Annotated in this window: 15 protein-coding genes; 8 read left to right on the top strand and 7 right to left on the bottom strand. The window is 71.5% G+C overall.

Annotation, left to right across the window (positions count from 1 at the left end):
- Positions 1-119: 119 nt before the first annotated feature.
- The 3 genes from aroD to ALI22I_RS19415 are packed head-to-tail and all read right to left on the bottom strand — an operon-like array spanning position 120 to position 2,207.
- On the bottom strand, positions 120-842 hold the full coding sequence (aroD, locus tag ALI22I_RS19405) for a type I 3-dehydroquinate dehydratase (protein WP_083751839.1): 723 nt from the start codon (positions 840-842) through the stop codon (positions 120-122).
- Positions 843-873: 31 nt separating this feature from the next.
- Positions 874-1,554: an LON peptidase substrate-binding domain-containing protein gene (locus tag ALI22I_RS19410; protein WP_077006919.1), complete on the bottom strand. Its 681-nt coding sequence runs from the start codon at positions 1,552-1,554 to the stop codon at positions 874-876.
- The gene (locus ALI22I_RS19415; protein WP_083751855.1) at positions 1,551-2,207 is read right to left on the bottom strand and encodes an NUDIX hydrolase; all 657 of its coding nucleotides are present in this window, start codon (positions 2,205-2,207) and stop codon (positions 1,551-1,553) included. Before ALI22I_RS19415 ends, ALI22I_RS19410 begins: the two co-directional genes overlap by 4 nt.
- 97 nt (positions 2,208-2,304) lie before the next feature.
- Between ALI22I_RS19415 and nadA the strand changes: the two genes are divergently transcribed.
- The 3 genes from nadA to nadC are packed head-to-tail and all read left to right on the top strand — an operon-like array spanning position 2,305 to position 5,794.
- Positions 2,305-3,324 carry a quinolinate synthase NadA gene (gene nadA, locus ALI22I_RS19420; protein ID WP_077006921.1) on the top strand — a complete coding sequence of 340 codons (1,020 nt, stop codon included), beginning with the start codon at positions 2,305-2,307 and terminating at the stop codon, positions 3,322-3,324.
- A complete protein-coding gene (locus tag ALI22I_RS19425; RefSeq protein ID WP_077006922.1) occupies positions 3,321-4,949 on the top strand; it encodes an L-aspartate oxidase in 1,629 nt (542 codons plus the stop codon). Before nadA ends, ALI22I_RS19425 begins: the two co-directional genes overlap by 4 nt.
- Positions 4,946-5,794, top strand: a complete 849-nt coding sequence (gene nadC / locus ALI22I_RS19430) for a carboxylating nicotinate-nucleotide diphosphorylase (protein ID WP_077006923.1) — start codon at positions 4,946-4,948, stop codon at positions 5,792-5,794. Before ALI22I_RS19425 ends, nadC begins: the two co-directional genes overlap by 4 nt.
- Positions 5,795-5,852: 58 nt before the next feature.
- On the opposite strand, the gene ALI22I_RS19435 is transcribed toward nadC, so the two are convergent.
- Positions 5,853-6,770: a PRC-barrel domain-containing protein gene (locus ALI22I_RS19435; RefSeq protein ID WP_077006924.1), complete on the bottom strand. Its 918-nt coding sequence runs from the start codon at positions 6,768-6,770 to the stop codon at positions 5,853-5,855.
- A gap of 110 nt (positions 6,771-6,880) precedes the next feature.
- Positions 6,881-7,660: a carbon-nitrogen hydrolase family protein gene (locus tag ALI22I_RS19440; protein WP_077006925.1), complete on the bottom strand. Its 780-nt coding sequence runs from the start codon at positions 7,658-7,660 to the stop codon at positions 6,881-6,883.
- 29 nt (positions 7,661-7,689) lie between these two features.
- Here ALI22I_RS19440 and ALI22I_RS19445 point away from each other — a divergent pair, with 29 nt between their 5' ends.
- Positions 7,690-9,234 (top strand): ABC transporter substrate-binding protein, encoded by a 1,545-nt coding sequence (locus tag ALI22I_RS19445; protein WP_238598447.1) that lies wholly within the window; start codon positions 7,690-7,692, stop codon positions 9,232-9,234.
- A gap of 27 nt (positions 9,235-9,261) precedes the next feature.
- On the opposite strand, the gene ALI22I_RS19450 is transcribed toward ALI22I_RS19445, so the two are convergent.
- The gene (locus ALI22I_RS19450; RefSeq protein ID WP_077006927.1) at positions 9,262-10,014 is read right to left on the bottom strand and encodes a hypothetical protein; all 753 of its coding nucleotides are present in this window, start codon (positions 10,012-10,014) and stop codon (positions 9,262-9,264) included.
- A gap of 99 nt (positions 10,015-10,113) precedes the next feature.
- On the opposite strand from ALI22I_RS19450, the gene ALI22I_RS19455 reads away from it, so the two are divergent.
- Positions 10,114-11,250, top strand: coding sequence for an aminotransferase class V-fold PLP-dependent enzyme (locus ALI22I_RS19455; protein ID WP_238598448.1), 1,137 nt, complete (start codon positions 10,114-10,116; stop codon positions 11,248-11,250).
- Here ALI22I_RS19455 and ALI22I_RS19460 read toward each other — a convergent pair.
- Complete coding sequence (locus ALI22I_RS19460; protein ID WP_077006929.1) at positions 11,234-12,547, bottom strand: M14 family metallopeptidase; 1,314 nt, start codon at positions 12,545-12,547, stop codon at positions 11,234-11,236. The genes ALI22I_RS19455 and ALI22I_RS19460 overlap by 17 nt on opposite strands.
- 185 nt (positions 12,548-12,732) lie before the next feature.
- Between ALI22I_RS19460 and hisD the strand changes: the two genes are divergently transcribed.
- Genes hisD through hisB form a run of 3 tightly spaced genes read left to right on the top strand, consistent with a single transcriptional unit; the run spans position 12,733 to position 15,745 of the window.
- Positions 12,733-14,049 carry a histidinol dehydrogenase gene (hisD, locus tag ALI22I_RS19465; RefSeq protein ID WP_077006930.1) on the top strand — a complete coding sequence of 439 codons (1,317 nt, stop codon included), beginning with the start codon at positions 12,733-12,735 and terminating at the stop codon, positions 14,047-14,049.
- Between the two features lie 5 nt (positions 14,050-14,054).
- A complete protein-coding gene (locus tag ALI22I_RS19470; RefSeq protein ID WP_443216949.1) occupies positions 14,055-15,149 on the top strand; it encodes a histidinol-phosphate transaminase in 1,095 nt (364 codons plus the stop codon).
- A complete protein-coding gene (gene hisB, locus ALI22I_RS19475; RefSeq protein ID WP_077006932.1) occupies positions 15,146-15,745 on the top strand; it encodes an imidazoleglycerol-phosphate dehydratase HisB in 600 nt (199 codons plus the stop codon). The genes ALI22I_RS19470 and hisB overlap by 4 nt, the downstream gene beginning before the upstream one ends.
- Position 15,746 lies beyond the last annotated feature (1 nt).

Consider the following 15,746-nt stretch of genomic DNA (forward strand, 5'->3'; position numbering starts at 1 on the left):
GCAGCCGTGAGGGGGTGCCGTCCGCACACCGTAGAGGATTGTTGAACAATCCCACTAGAGGGCAATGGGACGAATCAACAGGTGAACACCCCCGTCACCTCACCGTCATGAGAGCGCTCTCACCTCCTTCGCCGGTCGTAGTACGGGTAGAACTTGCGCAGCAGGTCGACGGTCTCGGCGAAGTCGAGTTGTCCCGACGTGGGCTGGTGACCGATGAACGTGTAAGTCAACCGCGAACCGAGAGCGGGAAAGAAGATCCGCGACGCCGTGCCGATCGCGCCCATTGCGATGACGATCATCTCCGTGTCGTCCGCGTCCAGCAACAGTGACGCCAGGACTTTCACATCGGCACCGGTCGTCGCCATGGTCGAGACTTTGACGATATCCGCTCCGGCCTCTTTGGCGTCACGCACGACCGCTTTGAGCTCGTCGAGCTCCGGCGTGTTGTCGAAATTGTGGTGGGAAACGATCGCCAACGCGCCGTGCTCGTGCGCGGAATCGATCACATCGGCGAGGATCCGGCGCGACGACAGTTCCACGTCCACCGCGTCGACCAGCGACGCGACCGCCCTGAACAGCTCAAGCCGCTCCTCCTCGGCGCCGTTCCACCCGCCGCCCTCGTGGGCCGAACGCACGGTCGCCAGAATCGGCAGACCCCGGAAAGCGTGAACCTGTTCCAGGACGTGGCCCACATCGGTTCGGGAGAACCGGTCGATGCGCAATTCGGCGATATCGACCCCGAGAGACAGTGCTTCCTTGGCGGCCTGCTCGCTGTCGTCGTCACCGAAGCTGACCGCGACAAGAGGGGCGCCACTGTCCAGCAATGCGCGCATGGTATTCATGCGCGATATCCTACACCGCGATTAAAGCCGGTCAATTGCGATGCGGCAGGTGTCCCAATTCGGACAACGGCGCGGGCACGGCGCCCAGCGCGTCCAGAATGCCCGCCTCGCGGTGCAGCACTTTCCGCACCAGGCGCAGCCGACGGGCAGGCGAGGTCTCCTCCAGCAGTCGCTGCCGGTCCTCCAACGTCAGCAGGCAGTCGCCCGCCAACGCGTACGCCAGGTCGGCCACCGCGGTGTCCACCGCCGGCGGCCGAGGCCCCTCGCTCTGGTGCGCCGCCTCCCGGTACCTGCCGTGCGCCGCCCGCGCGCTGTCCGCCAGCAACGGCAGCACCGCCTCGATCTCCGGCGGCGCGGGGGTGTCCGGCAGCCACTCCACCGACCCGACCAGGTAGGGCGCGCTGTCCTCGTCCACCGCCAGCAGCCGGAACCGCCGACCGCCCGTGGTGGTCAGGTCGAACCGCCCGTCCGGCAGCCGCCGCGCTTCCTGGAGCACCGCCGTGCACCCGATCTGGTGCAGCGCCTCGATGTTCTCCGCCCCGACCTCCCACCCCTGCTTGATCGACACCACGCCGAACGTCCGCTCGGGCACGGCCCCCGTCACCAGGTCGACGGTCAGCTGCCGGTACCTCGGCTCGAACACGTGCAACGGCAGGGACGCCCCGGGCAGCAGCACGGTGCTCAGCGGGAAAAGGGGGAGCGTCGCGGTCACGAACTCAAACTACGGGTGGACGGTGGCCGCAGCACGGCGAAGGGATCGGTCACCCGCATCTCGCCCGACACGAACCGGAACAGCGCCGCCGGCCGGCCACCGGACGGTCCGGGCTGCACGGTCCCGCCCGTCGGCTCCAGCAGTCCCCGCCGCGACAGCACCCGTTGCAGGTTCGTCGCGGACACCTTGTACCCCAAGGCCGCCGAGTACAGCGAACGCAACGCGGAGATGGTGAACTCCGGTGGCGCCAACGCGAACCCCAGGTTCGTGTACGACAGTTTCGACGCCAACCGGTGCCGCGCACGGCGGCAGATCGCCTCGTGGTCGAACGCCGTCGCGGGCAGCGCGTCGACCGGGTGCCACGCCGTGTCCGACGGCACCACCGGGTCGATGTGCGACGGCACCAGACCGAGGAACGCGGTCGCCACGACCCGCGGTCCGGGGACCCGCTTCGGGTTGCTGAACACGGCCAGCTGCTCGACGTGTGACAACTGTCGCACGTCGACTTTTTCCGCCAGCTGACGGCGGATCGAGGCCTCGACGTCCTCCAGGTCGCCCAGCCCGCCACCGGGCAGTGACCAGCGGTGAGCGTGTGGTTCCCGGGCGCGCTCCCACAGCATGACCTGGAGTGATCCGGCTCTCACCTGGAGCACCGCGGCCAAAACCTCATGTCCCGCCAGTCCCACTCGGCTGATACTATCGGCCGTGTTTTCGCCCGGTAGGCGAAAACCTGGCTCAAGGGAGGAACCCATGGTCGCGACCGCCTACGTGGAGCGAACCTCGGACGGTGCCTACGACGGGATCGCGCCGGATGCCGCCTGGCGGGACGAGGTGTTGGAGCTGGCGCGCAAGCGGGACGCGGTCATCCTCGCGCACAACTACCAGCTGCCCGAGATCCAGGACATCGCCCACCACACCGGTGACTCGCTGGCGCTCAGCCGCATCGCGGCCGCGAGTGACGCCTCCACCATCGTGTTCTGCGGCGTGCACTTCATGGCCGAGACCGCCAAGATCCTCGCGCCGCACAAGACCGTGCTCATCCCGGACGAGCGGGCCGGCTGCTCGCTGGCCGACTCGATCACCGGTGACCAGCTGCGCGCGTGGAAGGCCGAGCACCCCGGCGCGGTCGTCGTCTCCTACGTCAACACCACGGCCGAGGTGAAGGCGGAGACCGACATCTGCTGCACCTCGTCCAACGCGGTGGACGTGGTGCGGTCCATCCCGGCCGACCGCGAGGTGCTGTTCCTGCCCGACCAGTTCCTCGGCGCGCACGTCAAGCGCGAGACCGGCAGGGAGAACCTGCACATCTGGGCCGGCGAGTGCCACGTCCACGCGGGCATCAACGGCCCGGAGCTGGCCGAGCGCGCGGCGGCGAACCCGGACGCCGACCTGTTCATCCACCCCGAGTGCGGCTGCGCCACGTCGGCGCTCTACCTCGCGGGCGAGGGCATCGTGCCCAGCGAGCAGGTGAAGATCCTCTCGACCGGCGACATGATCACCGCCGCGCGGCGGACCAGCGCGAAGTCGGTGCTGGTGGCCACCGAGATCGGCATGCTGCACCAGCTGCGCCGGGCCGCGCCGGAGATCGACTTCCGGGCGGTGAACGACCGGGCGTCGTGCCGGTACATGAAGATGATCACGCCGACCGCCCTGCTGCGCGGGCTGCGCGAGGGCAAGGACGAAGTGCACGTGGACCTGGAGACCGCCAAGCGGGCCCGGGGCGCGGTGCAGCGCATGATCGAGATCGGCCAGCCCGGCGGCGGCGAGTGAATACACCCCTGTGGGAGGCCCGCGCCGACCTTGTCGTGGTCGGCACGGGTGTGGCTGGTCTGACGGCGGCGCTGCGCGCGCGTGAGCTGGGACTGCGGGTCCTGGTCGTGACGAAGGCCTTCGGCGAGGACGGCAACACCCGCTGGGCGCAGGGCGGCGTGGCCGTCGTGCTGCCCGGTGAGCACGACGAAGGCGACACGGTCGACGCGCACGTGCGCGACACGTTGGTCGCGGGCGCCGGGCTGTGCGACGAGGCCGCGGTGGAGGCGATCATCGCGGGTGGTCCGGCGGCGGTGGCCAGGTTGCGTGAGCGCGGCGCGGTGTTCGACGCCGCGCCGACCGGTGGGCTGGCCCGTACGCGGGAGGGCGGGCACAGCGCGTTCCGGGTGGTGCACGCGGGCGGTGACGCGACCGGCGCGGAGGTGGAGCGCGCGTTGTTGGCGGCGGCGTCCGACGGCCGGGTGCCGGTGCTGGAGCAGCACGTCGCCGTGGACGCGGCGCGCACACCGCTCGGTCAGGTCTGCGGGCTGCTCGTGCTGGACGGCAACGGTGTGCCGGGCGTGCTCAGCGCGCCGGCCGTGCTGCTGGCCAGCGGTGGTCTCGGGCAGCTCTACCAGGCCACGTCCAACCCGGAGGTGGCCACCGGCGACGGCCTGGCGCTGGCGTTGCGCGCGGGCGCGGTGGCGGCGGACGTCGAGTTCGTCCAGTTCCACCCGACCGTGCTCTACACCGGGCGCGGCGCGCGTGGCCGGTGCCCGTTGGTCACCGAGGCGGTGCGCGGCGAGGGCGCGGTGCTGGTCGACGCGACCGGCGCGCGGGTCATGCGCGGCGTGCACCCGTTGGAGGACCTGGCTCCTCGGGACGTGGTGGCCGCGGCCATCACCCGGCACATGTCGGCCGCACCCGGAGGTGTGGACGACCACGTGTTCCTGGACGCGACCGGCATCTCCGACTTCGCGCGCAGGTTCCCGACCGTGCACGCGGCCTGCCTGGCGGCGGGCGTGGACCCGGCCGGCCAACCGATCCCGGTGGCGCCTGCGGCGCACTTCGCCTGCGGCGGTGTGGTGTCCGATGTGGACGGACGAACGGGCGTGACCGGCCTGTACGCGGCGGGCGAGGTGGCCCGGACCGGGCTGCACGGCGCGAACCGGTTGGCGTCCAACAGCCTGCTCGAAGGCCTGGTCGTCGGCACCCGGGCGGCCGAGGCGGTGGTGGCGGACCTCGCGCTGGGCGTGCTGGCCCGCTGCTCGGCCTCGGGCGTGGGGTCGGTGGAGCTGCCGACGGCGCCGGTCGCGGCCCGGGACTCGTTGCAGCGCGTCATGTCCCGGTACGCGGCGATCGGCCGTGACGCCGAGGGCCTGGCCGTGGTCGGCTCGGTGCTCGACTTGTCCACAGTGGACCGCAAGTTGGACACCCGGGAACTGGTGGAGGACGCGGCGCTCACCGTGGCCGCGCGGGCGTTGATCGCGGCGGCGGCGGAACGCGAGGAGTCGCGCGGCTGCCACGTCCGCACCGATTTCACCGAGCGGGACGACGTGTGGTGGCCGCGCAGCCAGGTGGTCCGGCTCAATCCGTCCGGCCAGCCGGTGCTGGCCGACCCCGTGGTGGCGAGGGGAGTGGCATGACCGAGCTCGACATGGACGACGTGCGCCGCGTGATCGCGACCGCGTTGGAGGAAGACCTGCGGTACGGCGCGGACGCGACGACCGAGGCCACCGTGCCCGCCGACGCGGTGGCGGTGGCCGAGTTGACGCCGCGCGCGGCCGGTGTGCTCGCGGGCATCCCGGTGGCGCTGGAGGTGTTCCGCCAGGTCACCGACGTGGAGGTGCTGGAACGGCGGGAGGACGGCGACAAGGCCGTGCCCGGCGAGCCCGCCCTGGTCCTGCGCGGACCGGTGCGCGGCCTGCTCACCGCCGAGCGCACCGCGTTGAACCTGCTGTGCCACCTGTCCGGCGTGGCCACGCTCACCGCGGCCTGGGTGGACGAGATCGCCGGCACCCGGGCGCGGGTGCGGGATTCCCGCAAGACCCTGCCGGGCCTGCGGCTGCTGGAGAAGTACGCGGTGCGCCGCGGCGGTGGCGTCAACCACCGGCTCGGCCTCGGCGATGCCGTGCTGATCAAGGACAACCACGTGCGGGCCGCGGGTTCGGTGCGGGCGGCGTTGGCCGCCGTGCGCGCCCACGCGCCGCACCTGGCGTGCGAGGTCGAGGTCGACTCGCTGGACCAGCTCGACGAAGCCGTGGTCGAGGGCGCGGAACTGGTGCTGCTGGACAACTTCACCGTCGCCGACTGCGCGGAGGCGGTGCGGCGGGCCGGGGGTGCCCGGGAGGGTGGGGTCCGACTGGAGGCGTCCGGCGGGCTGACGCTGGACGTGGCCCGGGCCTACGCCGAGACCGGCGTGGACTACCTGGCCGTCGGCGGCCTCACGCACTCCGCCCCGGCGCTCGACCTGGGGCTTGACCTGCGCTGACCTGTCGAGGACAGGGGACGTACCCGCGCCTGGGGCATGAGGCGCGGGCACGTCCTGTTCAGGAGTCGCGACGCCTGGTCCGGTCGTCGCGCTCCACGTCCACCGGTTCCACCGGTTCCATCCCCGGTTCCGTGTCCACCGGCTTCGTCCCCGGTTCCGTGTCCACCGGTTCCATCCCCAGCTCCGTGTCCGCCAGCTCCGTGTCCGCCGGTTCCGTGTCCGCCGGTTCCGTGTCCAGCAGCTCTATCCCCAGCTCCGTGTCCGCCGGTTCCGTGTCCGCCGGCTGCACGTCCGCCGGCTGCACGTCCACCTGTTCCGTGACCAGCGGCTCGATCGCCACCGGCTCCTCCACCACCGGTTGCTGGTCGGGCACGGTCACCTCGGCCTCGTCCTCGACGGGTTCGAGCACGACGCGGACCTCCTCGTGCGTCACCGGCGCGGACGGGTCCTCCCGCTCGGTCACGACGTGCTTGACCAGCCGAACCCGGCCGAACTCCACATCACTGGCGCTGACGTCGAGGTCTTCCAGGTACTGGGTGACCGACTCGTCCGGCGCGGCCTCATGGCGGCCGTGCCGCTCCGGGGTGGCGGTCGGCATGGGCCTGGTGTCGGCCCGATCGCCGTCCGCCGGCTGGTCGGGGCCACCGCCGCGGCGGGACGGGGTCATGCCGTAGTACTCGTAGAGCTCGTCCTGCTGCTTCTTTGACAGGTACTGCTCCGACACGTCGATCCGCGGCGCGTCCTTCACCCGGTGCCGGTCCACCGGCACCATGATCACGCCGTTGGCCATGGTCGCGTCCTGGATCGGCACGAACGACTCCCGGTGGCCGAACAGGCGGCCGGTCCGCACCGAGGCCCAGATCGGCCTGCCGTTCTGTTCGTCGAGCCAGACCTGTTTCACCGAGCCGATGTGCTTGTTGTGCTCATCGACCACTTCGCAGTCGTACAGGAGGTCCACGTCGGCCTCGTTGATCATGGCCAGGGTCCCCTTCGCGTGTGGTGGCACGTCTAGAGGGGGATTCCCGGCGCTCAGGGCACCTATTCGGCTGCCGCCCATTCGTGTGGGGAACGTCCTGCGAAAGAGGTTCAGAGTCGGCGGTTCGCCAGCACCGGCAACGTCTGCCTCGCCCGCGTGACACTGTCGGTGTCCACATCGACCAGGATCTGGCCCGGCTCACCGGCCAACTGCTCGACCACCGCGCCCAGCGGTGAGGCCACCGTGCTGAAGCCGACGCCCGTGGGCGCGCCGCCGTGGTCGACCTGCGGATCGGCCTGGCCGCAGGCCAGCACCCACGACGTGCAGTCCAGCGCCCTGGCCCGCACCAGCAGCTCCCACTGCTCCCGCTTGCCCGGCCCCGCGCCCCACGACGCGCACAGCAGCACGGCCGTCGCGCCCCGGTCCGCCAACGCCCGGAACAGTTCGGGGAACCGCACGTCGTAGCAGGTGGCCAGGCCGAGCGTGACGCCGTCGACCTCCACGGTCACCGGCTCGGAGCCCGGCGCGACCGTGCGCGACTCGGTGAACCCGAACGCGTCGAACAGGTGGATCTTGTCGTAACCCACGTGGTGGCCACCGCCCGTGACCAGCAGGGTGTTCGTCACCCGGCCGTCCGGCGCGGGCGTGAACATGCCCGCCACGATGACCACGGCGTGCTCGTCGGCGATATCGCGCACCACGCTGGCCCACACCCCGTCCAGGGGCTCGGCCACCTGCCCCAGCGGCACGCCGAACCGGCACATCGTGGCCTCGGGGAACACGACCACGCGGGCACCGCCGGCCGCCGCGCGCTTGGTCTCCGAGCGCACCAGGTCGAGGTTCGCCGCCGGGTCCGTGGACGAGTTGATCTGGCAGAGAGCGACACGCATGCAGCCCACTCTAGGTAGTGTCGGGACTCGTGCGCCCCCTCTTGCCCCCGATCGTCGTCGCAGCCGTCCTCATCGCTGCGGGGTGCACGGGCACGACGACACCGAACGCCGAGGGCACGGCGGACAACAGCGCGCTCGTGCTGGCCGATCCGGTCGAACCGGGCACGCTGAACCCGCTGCTCGGCTACGGCCGCGAGGGCGTGTCCAAGCTGTACGACGGCCTGGTGGAGCACCGCGCGGACGGCTCGGTGCGGCCCCAACTCGCGGTCGACGCGCCCACGCCCGGCGCGGACGGGCTGAGCTGGACGGTGAAGCTGCGCGAGGACGTGAAGTTCGCCGACGGCACGGCGTTCGGCCCCGAGGACGTGGTGGCGACCTACCGGGCGTTGCTGGACCCGGCGTCGGGCACGACCGAACGGGCCGCGTACGCGGAGCTGACCGGCGTGGAGCAGCTGGACGTGCGCACGGTCCGGTTCACGCTGGCCCGGCCGTGGGCGGCGTTCCCGCACATGCTGGTGCTCGGCATCCTGCCCAGCGAGGCGCTCGGCGGCCCGCTGGCGGACGTGAAGCCGGTCGGCACCGGCCCCTACAAGCTGGTGGACTGGCGCAAGGGCGACCGGATGGTGCTGGAGTCCAACGCCTCCTACTTCGGCGGCGAGCCGAAGGTCCGCAAGGTGACCGTGGTGTTCGTGCCGGACGACAACACGCGCGCCCAGCGCCTGCAGGCGGGCGAGTTCGACGGCACCGAGCTGCCGCCCCGGCTGGCCGCGTCGTTCGGCTCGGTCAACGGCATGCGGGTGATCACGCACCGCAGCGCCGACCTCCGTGCCATCACACTGCCGGGTGGCCCCGTGACGGGTGACAGCGCGATCCGGGTGGCGTTGAACCACGCGGTCAACCGCAAGGGCATGGTCGACAACCTGCTGGGCGGCAAGGGCCGGCCGGCGAGCACGCCGGTGCCGGACACGCTGCCGGAGTTCGTGGAGACCGGCGCCGGGTTCGCCTACGACAAGGCGCAGGCCGAGCTGCTGCTGGACCAGGCGGGCTGGGTGCGCGGCGCGGACGGCGTGCGTGCGCGTGACGGCGTGCCGGCCCGGTTCACCCTGATGTACCCGATCGGGGACGTGGTGCGCGCCGACCTGGCCACCGCGTTCGCCGCGGACGCCAAAGCGGTCGGGATCGACGTGCAGCTGGCCGGGCTGAGCTGGGAGGCCGTCACGCCCCGGCTCGGCGTGGACGCCCTGCTGCACGGCGGCGGCACCCCGTTCGACCCGGACCTGATGACCTACCGGCCGCTGCACACCGGCAACCCGTGGGGCTACTCGAACCCGCAGGTCGACGCCGCCCTCGACACCGGCCGCACGCTGCTGGACCCGGCGCAGCGGGCGGCGGCGTACAAGCAGTTCCAGCGGGCGTACGCGGCGGCTCCCGGCATGGTGGTGCTGGCGTCGGTGCAGCACACGTACGTGGTCCGGGAGAACTGGAACGGTTACCAGGAGGTCGTGGACCCCTACGCGCACGGCGCGCTGTCGTGGGGCCCCTGGTGGAACCTGGAGAAGTGGACGCCCCGGTAGATCAGGGGTAGGTCGGCGCGGGTCCCGTCAGCGCAGGTCCCAGACGACGACCTGGAGCGAGATCGACGGGTCGAGCGGGTCGGCGGGGGACGTGCCGGTCACCGTGGCGTAGCCGATCCGCTTGCCGCGCGTGGTGAAGCAGAAGGTGTTGCCCCGACGGGCGGACGCCCTGGTGTTCCCCGCGGTGGCGCGCAGGAGATCGGCGCACTGGGCTTGCCCCGGTGGCACGTCGCCCTCCCAGTCGGCCACTTTGTCGCTGGTGACGGAGGTCGCGTCGCCGTAGGCGAGGTCCCCGACCGCGAACCCCGCCTGCGGCTCGGGGTAGTCGAAGAACCAGCCGCTGCGCGGGCCGCCGTCCCCGAGCAGCTTCACCGAGCCTTCCCACCACACCTGGACGGGAGCCGCGGCGGGGATGGTGGGCCGGGGCGGGGGAGAGGTGGTGGTCGTGGGCTCGGGAGTGGTGGTCGTCGGCTCGGTGGTCGTGGGCTCCGTCGTGGTGGTCGGCTGGTCACGGGTAGTGCTGTCCACCGCGGTCGGGCCGCTGTCGGCCGTGCCTTCGACGCCGGAATCCCGAAGCCCCCACGCCATGACGACGACCCCGCACAGCACGAGCACAGCGCCCAACAAAGCCCACAGGTAGGAGTGGAGGTTGGCGGCCGGCGGGTGGATGTTGACCGTGTCGACCTGAGTGGCCTGGACCGACGCCCCCAGGGACCCCGTCGTGACCTTGTTGTCGGTCGTGGGGGCGTCGGAGTGCCGCCCGGTCCCGTCCTCGGTCATCGCGTCGCCCCCTCGTCGTGCCCCTGCGACATGGTGTACACGAATAGGTAGGGGGCCGACTCGGAAATGCCGGACCGGCCCGGAACACCAGGGGGCGCAGTGACGATCTTCCTCGATTCGGCCGGTTCCTCGCTGCCGCCGCGTGAGGTCCTCGACGAGGTGATCGGGCACCTGCGGCGGGAGGCCGAGATCGGCGGGTACGTCGCCGCGCGGGAGCGGGCGGAGGACCTGGAGGCCGGGTACGGGGTGTTCGCCGAACTGCTGGGCGCGTCGCCGGACGAGATCGCGTTCACCGACAGCGCCACCCGGTCGTGGCTGGCCGCGTTCGACGCGGTGCCGTTGGCCGCCGGTGACCGGGTGCTGTTCAGCGAGGCCGAGTACGCGGGCACCGCGATCCCCATCCTGCACCGGGCGCGGGAGGTCGGCGCGATCGCGGAGGCGGTGCCGTCGGACTCGTTCGGGCAGGTCGACGTGGGTGCGTTGAAGGAGATGCTGGACGAGCGGGTGAAGCTGGTCTCGCTGGTGCACGTGCCGACCAACGGCGGGCTGGTGAACCCGGCGCGCGAGGTCGCCGACGCGGCGCACGAGGTAGGCGCGCTGGTGTTGCTGGACGCGTGCCAGTCGATCGGACAGCTGCCCGTGCGCGCCGACGAGCTGGGCGTGGACCTGATCACCGGCACCGGCCGCAAGTGGCTGCGCGGGCCGCGCGGCACCGGTGTGCTGGTGGTCCGACGGGAAGCCGCCGCACGCATGAAGCCCCGGCTGGTGGACCTGCACAGCGCCCAGTGGGTGGCGCCGGGCGAGATCCGGCTGCGGGACGACGCGCGGGTGTACGAGATCTGGGAGACGAGCATCGCCGACCGGCTCGGGTTCATCGCGGCGGCCCGGTACGCGCTGGCCAAGGGCCTGGACGTGATCGAACGCGAGGTCGGCTCCCGCGCCCAGCAGCTGCGTGACGGTCTGAGCGCGCTGCCCGGCGTGACCGTGCGGGACGTGGGCCTGCGCAAGGCGGGCATCGTCACCTTCACCGTGGACGGCGTGGCGGCCGCCGACGTGCGCGACCGGCTGGCCCGCGAGGGCGTCACGGTCACCGTCAGCGAGGCGTCCTCGACCCTGCTGGACATGACCCGGCGCGGGCTCGACGAGGTGGTGAGGGCCTCACCGCATTACTTCGTCGAGCCCGCGCAGGTCGACCAGGCCGTCCGGTCCGTCGAGGTGATCAGCAGGTCGCGTTGATGATCCGCGGCGGGCAGTCGGAGTAGTCCAGGAACAGTTGCACCGCGGTGTCGTTGCGCGCCGTCTGCGCCGCGATCACCGTGTCACGCGGGTAGAAGCCGCTGGTGCCGCCGGCCGACGCGGGGTACATCTCGAACGTGTAGCTCCAGATCTTGTGCGCACCCCACATCCAGTCGTCGATGCTGCCGTCGGTGACGTACAGGTCGCTGGCCTGCTGCGGGGTGTAGCCGTTCAGCGCGGCCATCCGCCTGCCGAGGGTGGCGAAGACGTTGGCCTGAGTGGCGTTCAGGCCCGGCGCGGTGTCGTTGTAGGTGTAGCCGTACGGCCACAGGACCAGTTCCGAGTACGTGTGCCAGTCGATGTTGGACTTGATCTGCTGCACACCGCCGACCACGCGGCTGGCCACGAAGTCGCGCACGCGGGCGGTTTCCGGCGCGGAGAACGCCGACGGGCCGCGGTAGGTGTCGCTCGACCCGCTGCCGCTGGAACCGCCGCAGCAGCCCCACTGGTAGCCCCAGTTGCGGTTGGGGTCGGTGCCGGTCGCGGTGGAGTTCGGCTGCCGGTTCTTGCGCCACGCGCGGAACGAGCCGGTCGCGATGTCGTACTCCGAGCCGTCCGGGTTGACGCTGGGGATCACCCAGATCTCCCGGCTGTCGACGGTGTTCTTGATGGTCGAGTTGGACGCGTAGTTGTCCGTGTACCGCTTGATGATGTGCAGGCACATCTCCACGGTCAGGTGCTCACGCGCGTGCTGGTTGCAGTTGAACAGCACCTCGGGCTCGGCCTCGTCGACCGACGGGTTGTCGCTGATCTTGATCATCCACAGGTCGCGGTTCTGGTACGACTTGCCGATGCTGCGCATGGTGACCAGGTTCGGGTGGTCGGTCACCGCCTGGTTCATCTCGGCGACCATCTCGGCGTAGTTGTGGTAGCCGGTGTAGCCGGACGGGAAGTCCAGGGCGCCGAGCTCGGGGTCGGCGAACTCCGCCTTGCCCAGGCCCGCGAGTTGGGCGTCCGCGTCACCCGTGTTCTTCATCGGCAGCCCGGTGGCGCGCAACGCCCACTGCTGCCGCGGTTCGGCGATCACAGTGAGCGTGTCGCCGTTCTGACCGAGGACGTCGACCCCGGTCCGGGCGACCTTGGTCCGCGCTTCGGGGGTGGTGGCGGTGACCTCGAAGACGGTCCGCTCGGTGTTTTGCGCGGTCGACTGCTGAGCCGACCCGGGGTACGCAGGGAGTACCAGGGTCACGCTCGCGACCAACGCGGCGGCCACGAGGCCGCGTCGCTTGGTGAACATCAAGCCTCCATCATCAGCAGGGTTTGCGACGGAGATGTGAATGCACGTCGGTGTGCATCACCCAAAAGAGGGTCTACCCAGCGTGGCCCTTTGGTCACGGATCGAGATAGCCCCCGTTTGTCGGGTTTCACCACTCGGGCCCGGGCTGACAGTTGACGGAATTGGCGACCGCTTACCCTTGGGGCATGCTCAGCCGCATCGACCTGCGAGGTCGTGTTCCGTCACCCGCCGAACTGCGTGCCGCGCTCCCGCGCGCCGAGGTCGACGTGGACGCGGTGCTGCATCACGTCCGGCCTCTGGTGGACGACGTGCGCGAACGGGGCGTCGAGGCCGTGCTGGAGCACGGGGAGAAGTTCGACAAGGTCCGCCCCGCGTCCATCCGCGTGCCCGCGTCCGAGCTGGAACGCGCGCTGTCCGAGCTGGACCCGGCCGTGCGCGCGGCGCTGGAGGAGTCCATCGCGCGCGCCCGCAAGGTGCACGACGACCAGCGCCGCGTCGACACGACCACCCAGGTCGTGCCCGGCGGCACGGTGACCGAGCGCTGGGTGCCGGTGTCCCGGGTCGGCCTGTACGCGCCCGGTGGCTTGGCCGTCTACCCGTCCACCGTGGTCATGAACGTGGTGCCGGCGCAGATCGCGGGCGTCGAGTCGCTGGTGGTGTGCTCGCCGCCGCAGGCGGAGTTCGGCGGCCTGCCGCACCCGGCGATCCTGGCCGCCGCGGCGCTCCTCGGCGTGACCGAGGTGTGGGCCGTCGGCGGCGCGCTCGCGGTCGCGCTGCTCGCGTACGGCGGAACGGACACCGACGGGCAGGCCCTGGAACCGGTCGACCTGGTGACCGGTCCCGGCAACATCTACCTGACCGCGGCCAAGCGGCTGCTGCGCGGCCTGATCGGGATCGACTCCGAAGCCGGGCCGACCGAGGTCGCGATCCTGGCCGACTCCACGGCCGACCCGGTGCACGTGGCCGCCGACCTGATCAGCCAGGCCGAGCACGACCCGCTGGCCGCGAGCGTGCTGGTGACCACGTCGCCGGAGCTGGCGGACGCCGTCGACGTGGAGCTGGAGCGCCAGACCGGCGCGACCAGGCACCGCGAACGCGTGCGCACGGCGTTGCAGGGCAAGCAGTCCGGCACCGTGCTGGTGTCCACGCTCGACGAAGGGCTTCGGGTGGTGGACGTGTACGCCGCCGAGCACCTGGAGATCCAGACGGCGCAGGCCCGCGAGGTCGCCGCACGCGTGCGCGCGGCCGGCGCGATCTTCGTGGGGCCGCACTCGCCGGTGTCGCTGGGCGACTACTGCGCGGGCTCCAACCACGTGCTGCCCACGGCCGGGTGCGCGCGGCACTCGTCGGGGCTGTCGGTGCAGACGTTCCTGCGCGGCATCCACGTGATCGACTACAGCGAGGACGCGTTGCGCGAGGTCGCGCCGCACGTGGTGGCGCTGGCGAACGCCGAGGACCTGCCCGCGCACGGCCAGGCCGTGACGGCGAGGTTCCGCGGGTGAATCCCATCGGTTCGAAGGTGGAGTTGACCGACCTGCCGCTGCGGGAGGACCTGCGCGGGCGGACGCCGTACGGCGCGCCGCAGCTGGACGTGCCCGTTCGGCTGAACACGAACGAGAACCCGTACCCGCCCACGCCCGCCCTGGTGGAGGACGTGGTGCGGGAGGTGGCGGCGATCGCCGGTGAGCTGCACCGCTACCCGGACCGGGACGCGGTGGCGCTGCGCGAGGACCTGGCGGCCTACCTGGCGTCGTCCACGGGCGTGCCGCTGACCTCGGCGAACCTGTGGGCGGCGAACGGGTCGAACGAGGTGCTGCAGCAGATCCTGCAGGCGTTCGGCGGGCCGGGTCGCAGCGCGCTGGGCTTCGAGCCGTCGTACTCGATGCACCCGATCATCGCCGCGGGCACTCGCACCGAGTGGGCGCCGACGCCGCGTCGCGCCGACTTCTCGCTGCACGTGGCGCGCGCGGCGGAGATCATCGCCGAACGGGCGCCGGACGTGGTGTTCGTGACCAGCCCGAACAACCCGACCGGGCAGAGCCTGCCGGTGGACGACCTGCGCGTGCTGATCGAGGCCGCGCCGGGCATGGTCGTGGTGGACGAGGCGTACGCGGAGTTCTCCTCACGGGACAGCGCCGTCGTGCTGCTGGACGACTACCCGGCGAAGCTGATCGTCAGCCGGACCATGAGCAAGGCCTTCGCCTTCGCCGGCGGCCGGCTGGGCTACCTCGCCGCCGCGCCCGCCGTGGTGGACGCGTTGCAGCTGGTGCGGCTGCCGTACCACCTGTCGGCGCTGACCCAGGCGGCGGCGCGGGCGTCGCTGCGGCACGCGGCGGAGACGCTGGGATCGGTGGCCCGGTTGGCGGCCGAACGCGACCGGGTGGTGGACTCACTGGCCGGTCTGGGGTTCTCCGTCGTGCCGAGCGACGCGAACTTCGTGCTGTTCGGCTGGTTCGAGGACGCGCACGCCACGTGGCGGTCGTATTTGGAACGCGGTGTGCTGATCAGGGACGTCGGCATCGCCGGACATCTGCGGGTGACGGTCGGTACTCCGGAGGAGAACGACGCGTTCCTCGCGGCGAGCAAGGAGGTTGGCCGGTGAGCCGGGTCGGCAAGGTGGAACGCACCACCAGGGAATCGTCGGTGTACGTCGAGGTGGACCTCGACGGGACCGGGCAGGTCGAGATCAGCACGGGAGTGCCGTTCTACGACCACATGCTCACCGCGCTGGGTGTGCACGGGTCGCTGGACCTGGTCGTCCGGGCGACCGGCGACGTGGAGATCGACGCGCACCACACCGTGGAGGACGTGGCGATCGTGCTCGGCCAGGCGTTGCGGGAGGCGTTGGGGGACAAGGCGGGCATCCGCCGGTTCGGCGACGCGTGGATCCCGATGGACGAGACGCTGGCGCACGCGGCGGTGGACGTGTCCGGGCGGCCGTACTGCGTGCACGTGGGCGAGCCGGAGCAGTTCAACACCTTCACCATCGGCGGGAACTACCCGTTCGTGCTCAACCGGCACGTGTTCGACTCGCTGGCGTTCCACGCGGGCATCGCGCTGCACGTGCGGGTGGAGTACGGGCGGGACCCGCACCACATCACCGAAGCCGAGTTCAAGGCGATCGCGCGGGCGCTGCGCGCGGCCGTCGAGCCCGACCCGCGCGTGGGCGGCGTCCCGTCCACCAAGGGCGTCCTCTGAG

It is taken from the genome of Saccharothrix sp. ALI-22-I, from assembly GCF_001984175.1.
Taxonomy (GTDB): Bacteria; Actinomycetota; Actinomycetes; order Mycobacteriales; family Pseudonocardiaceae; genus Actinosynnema.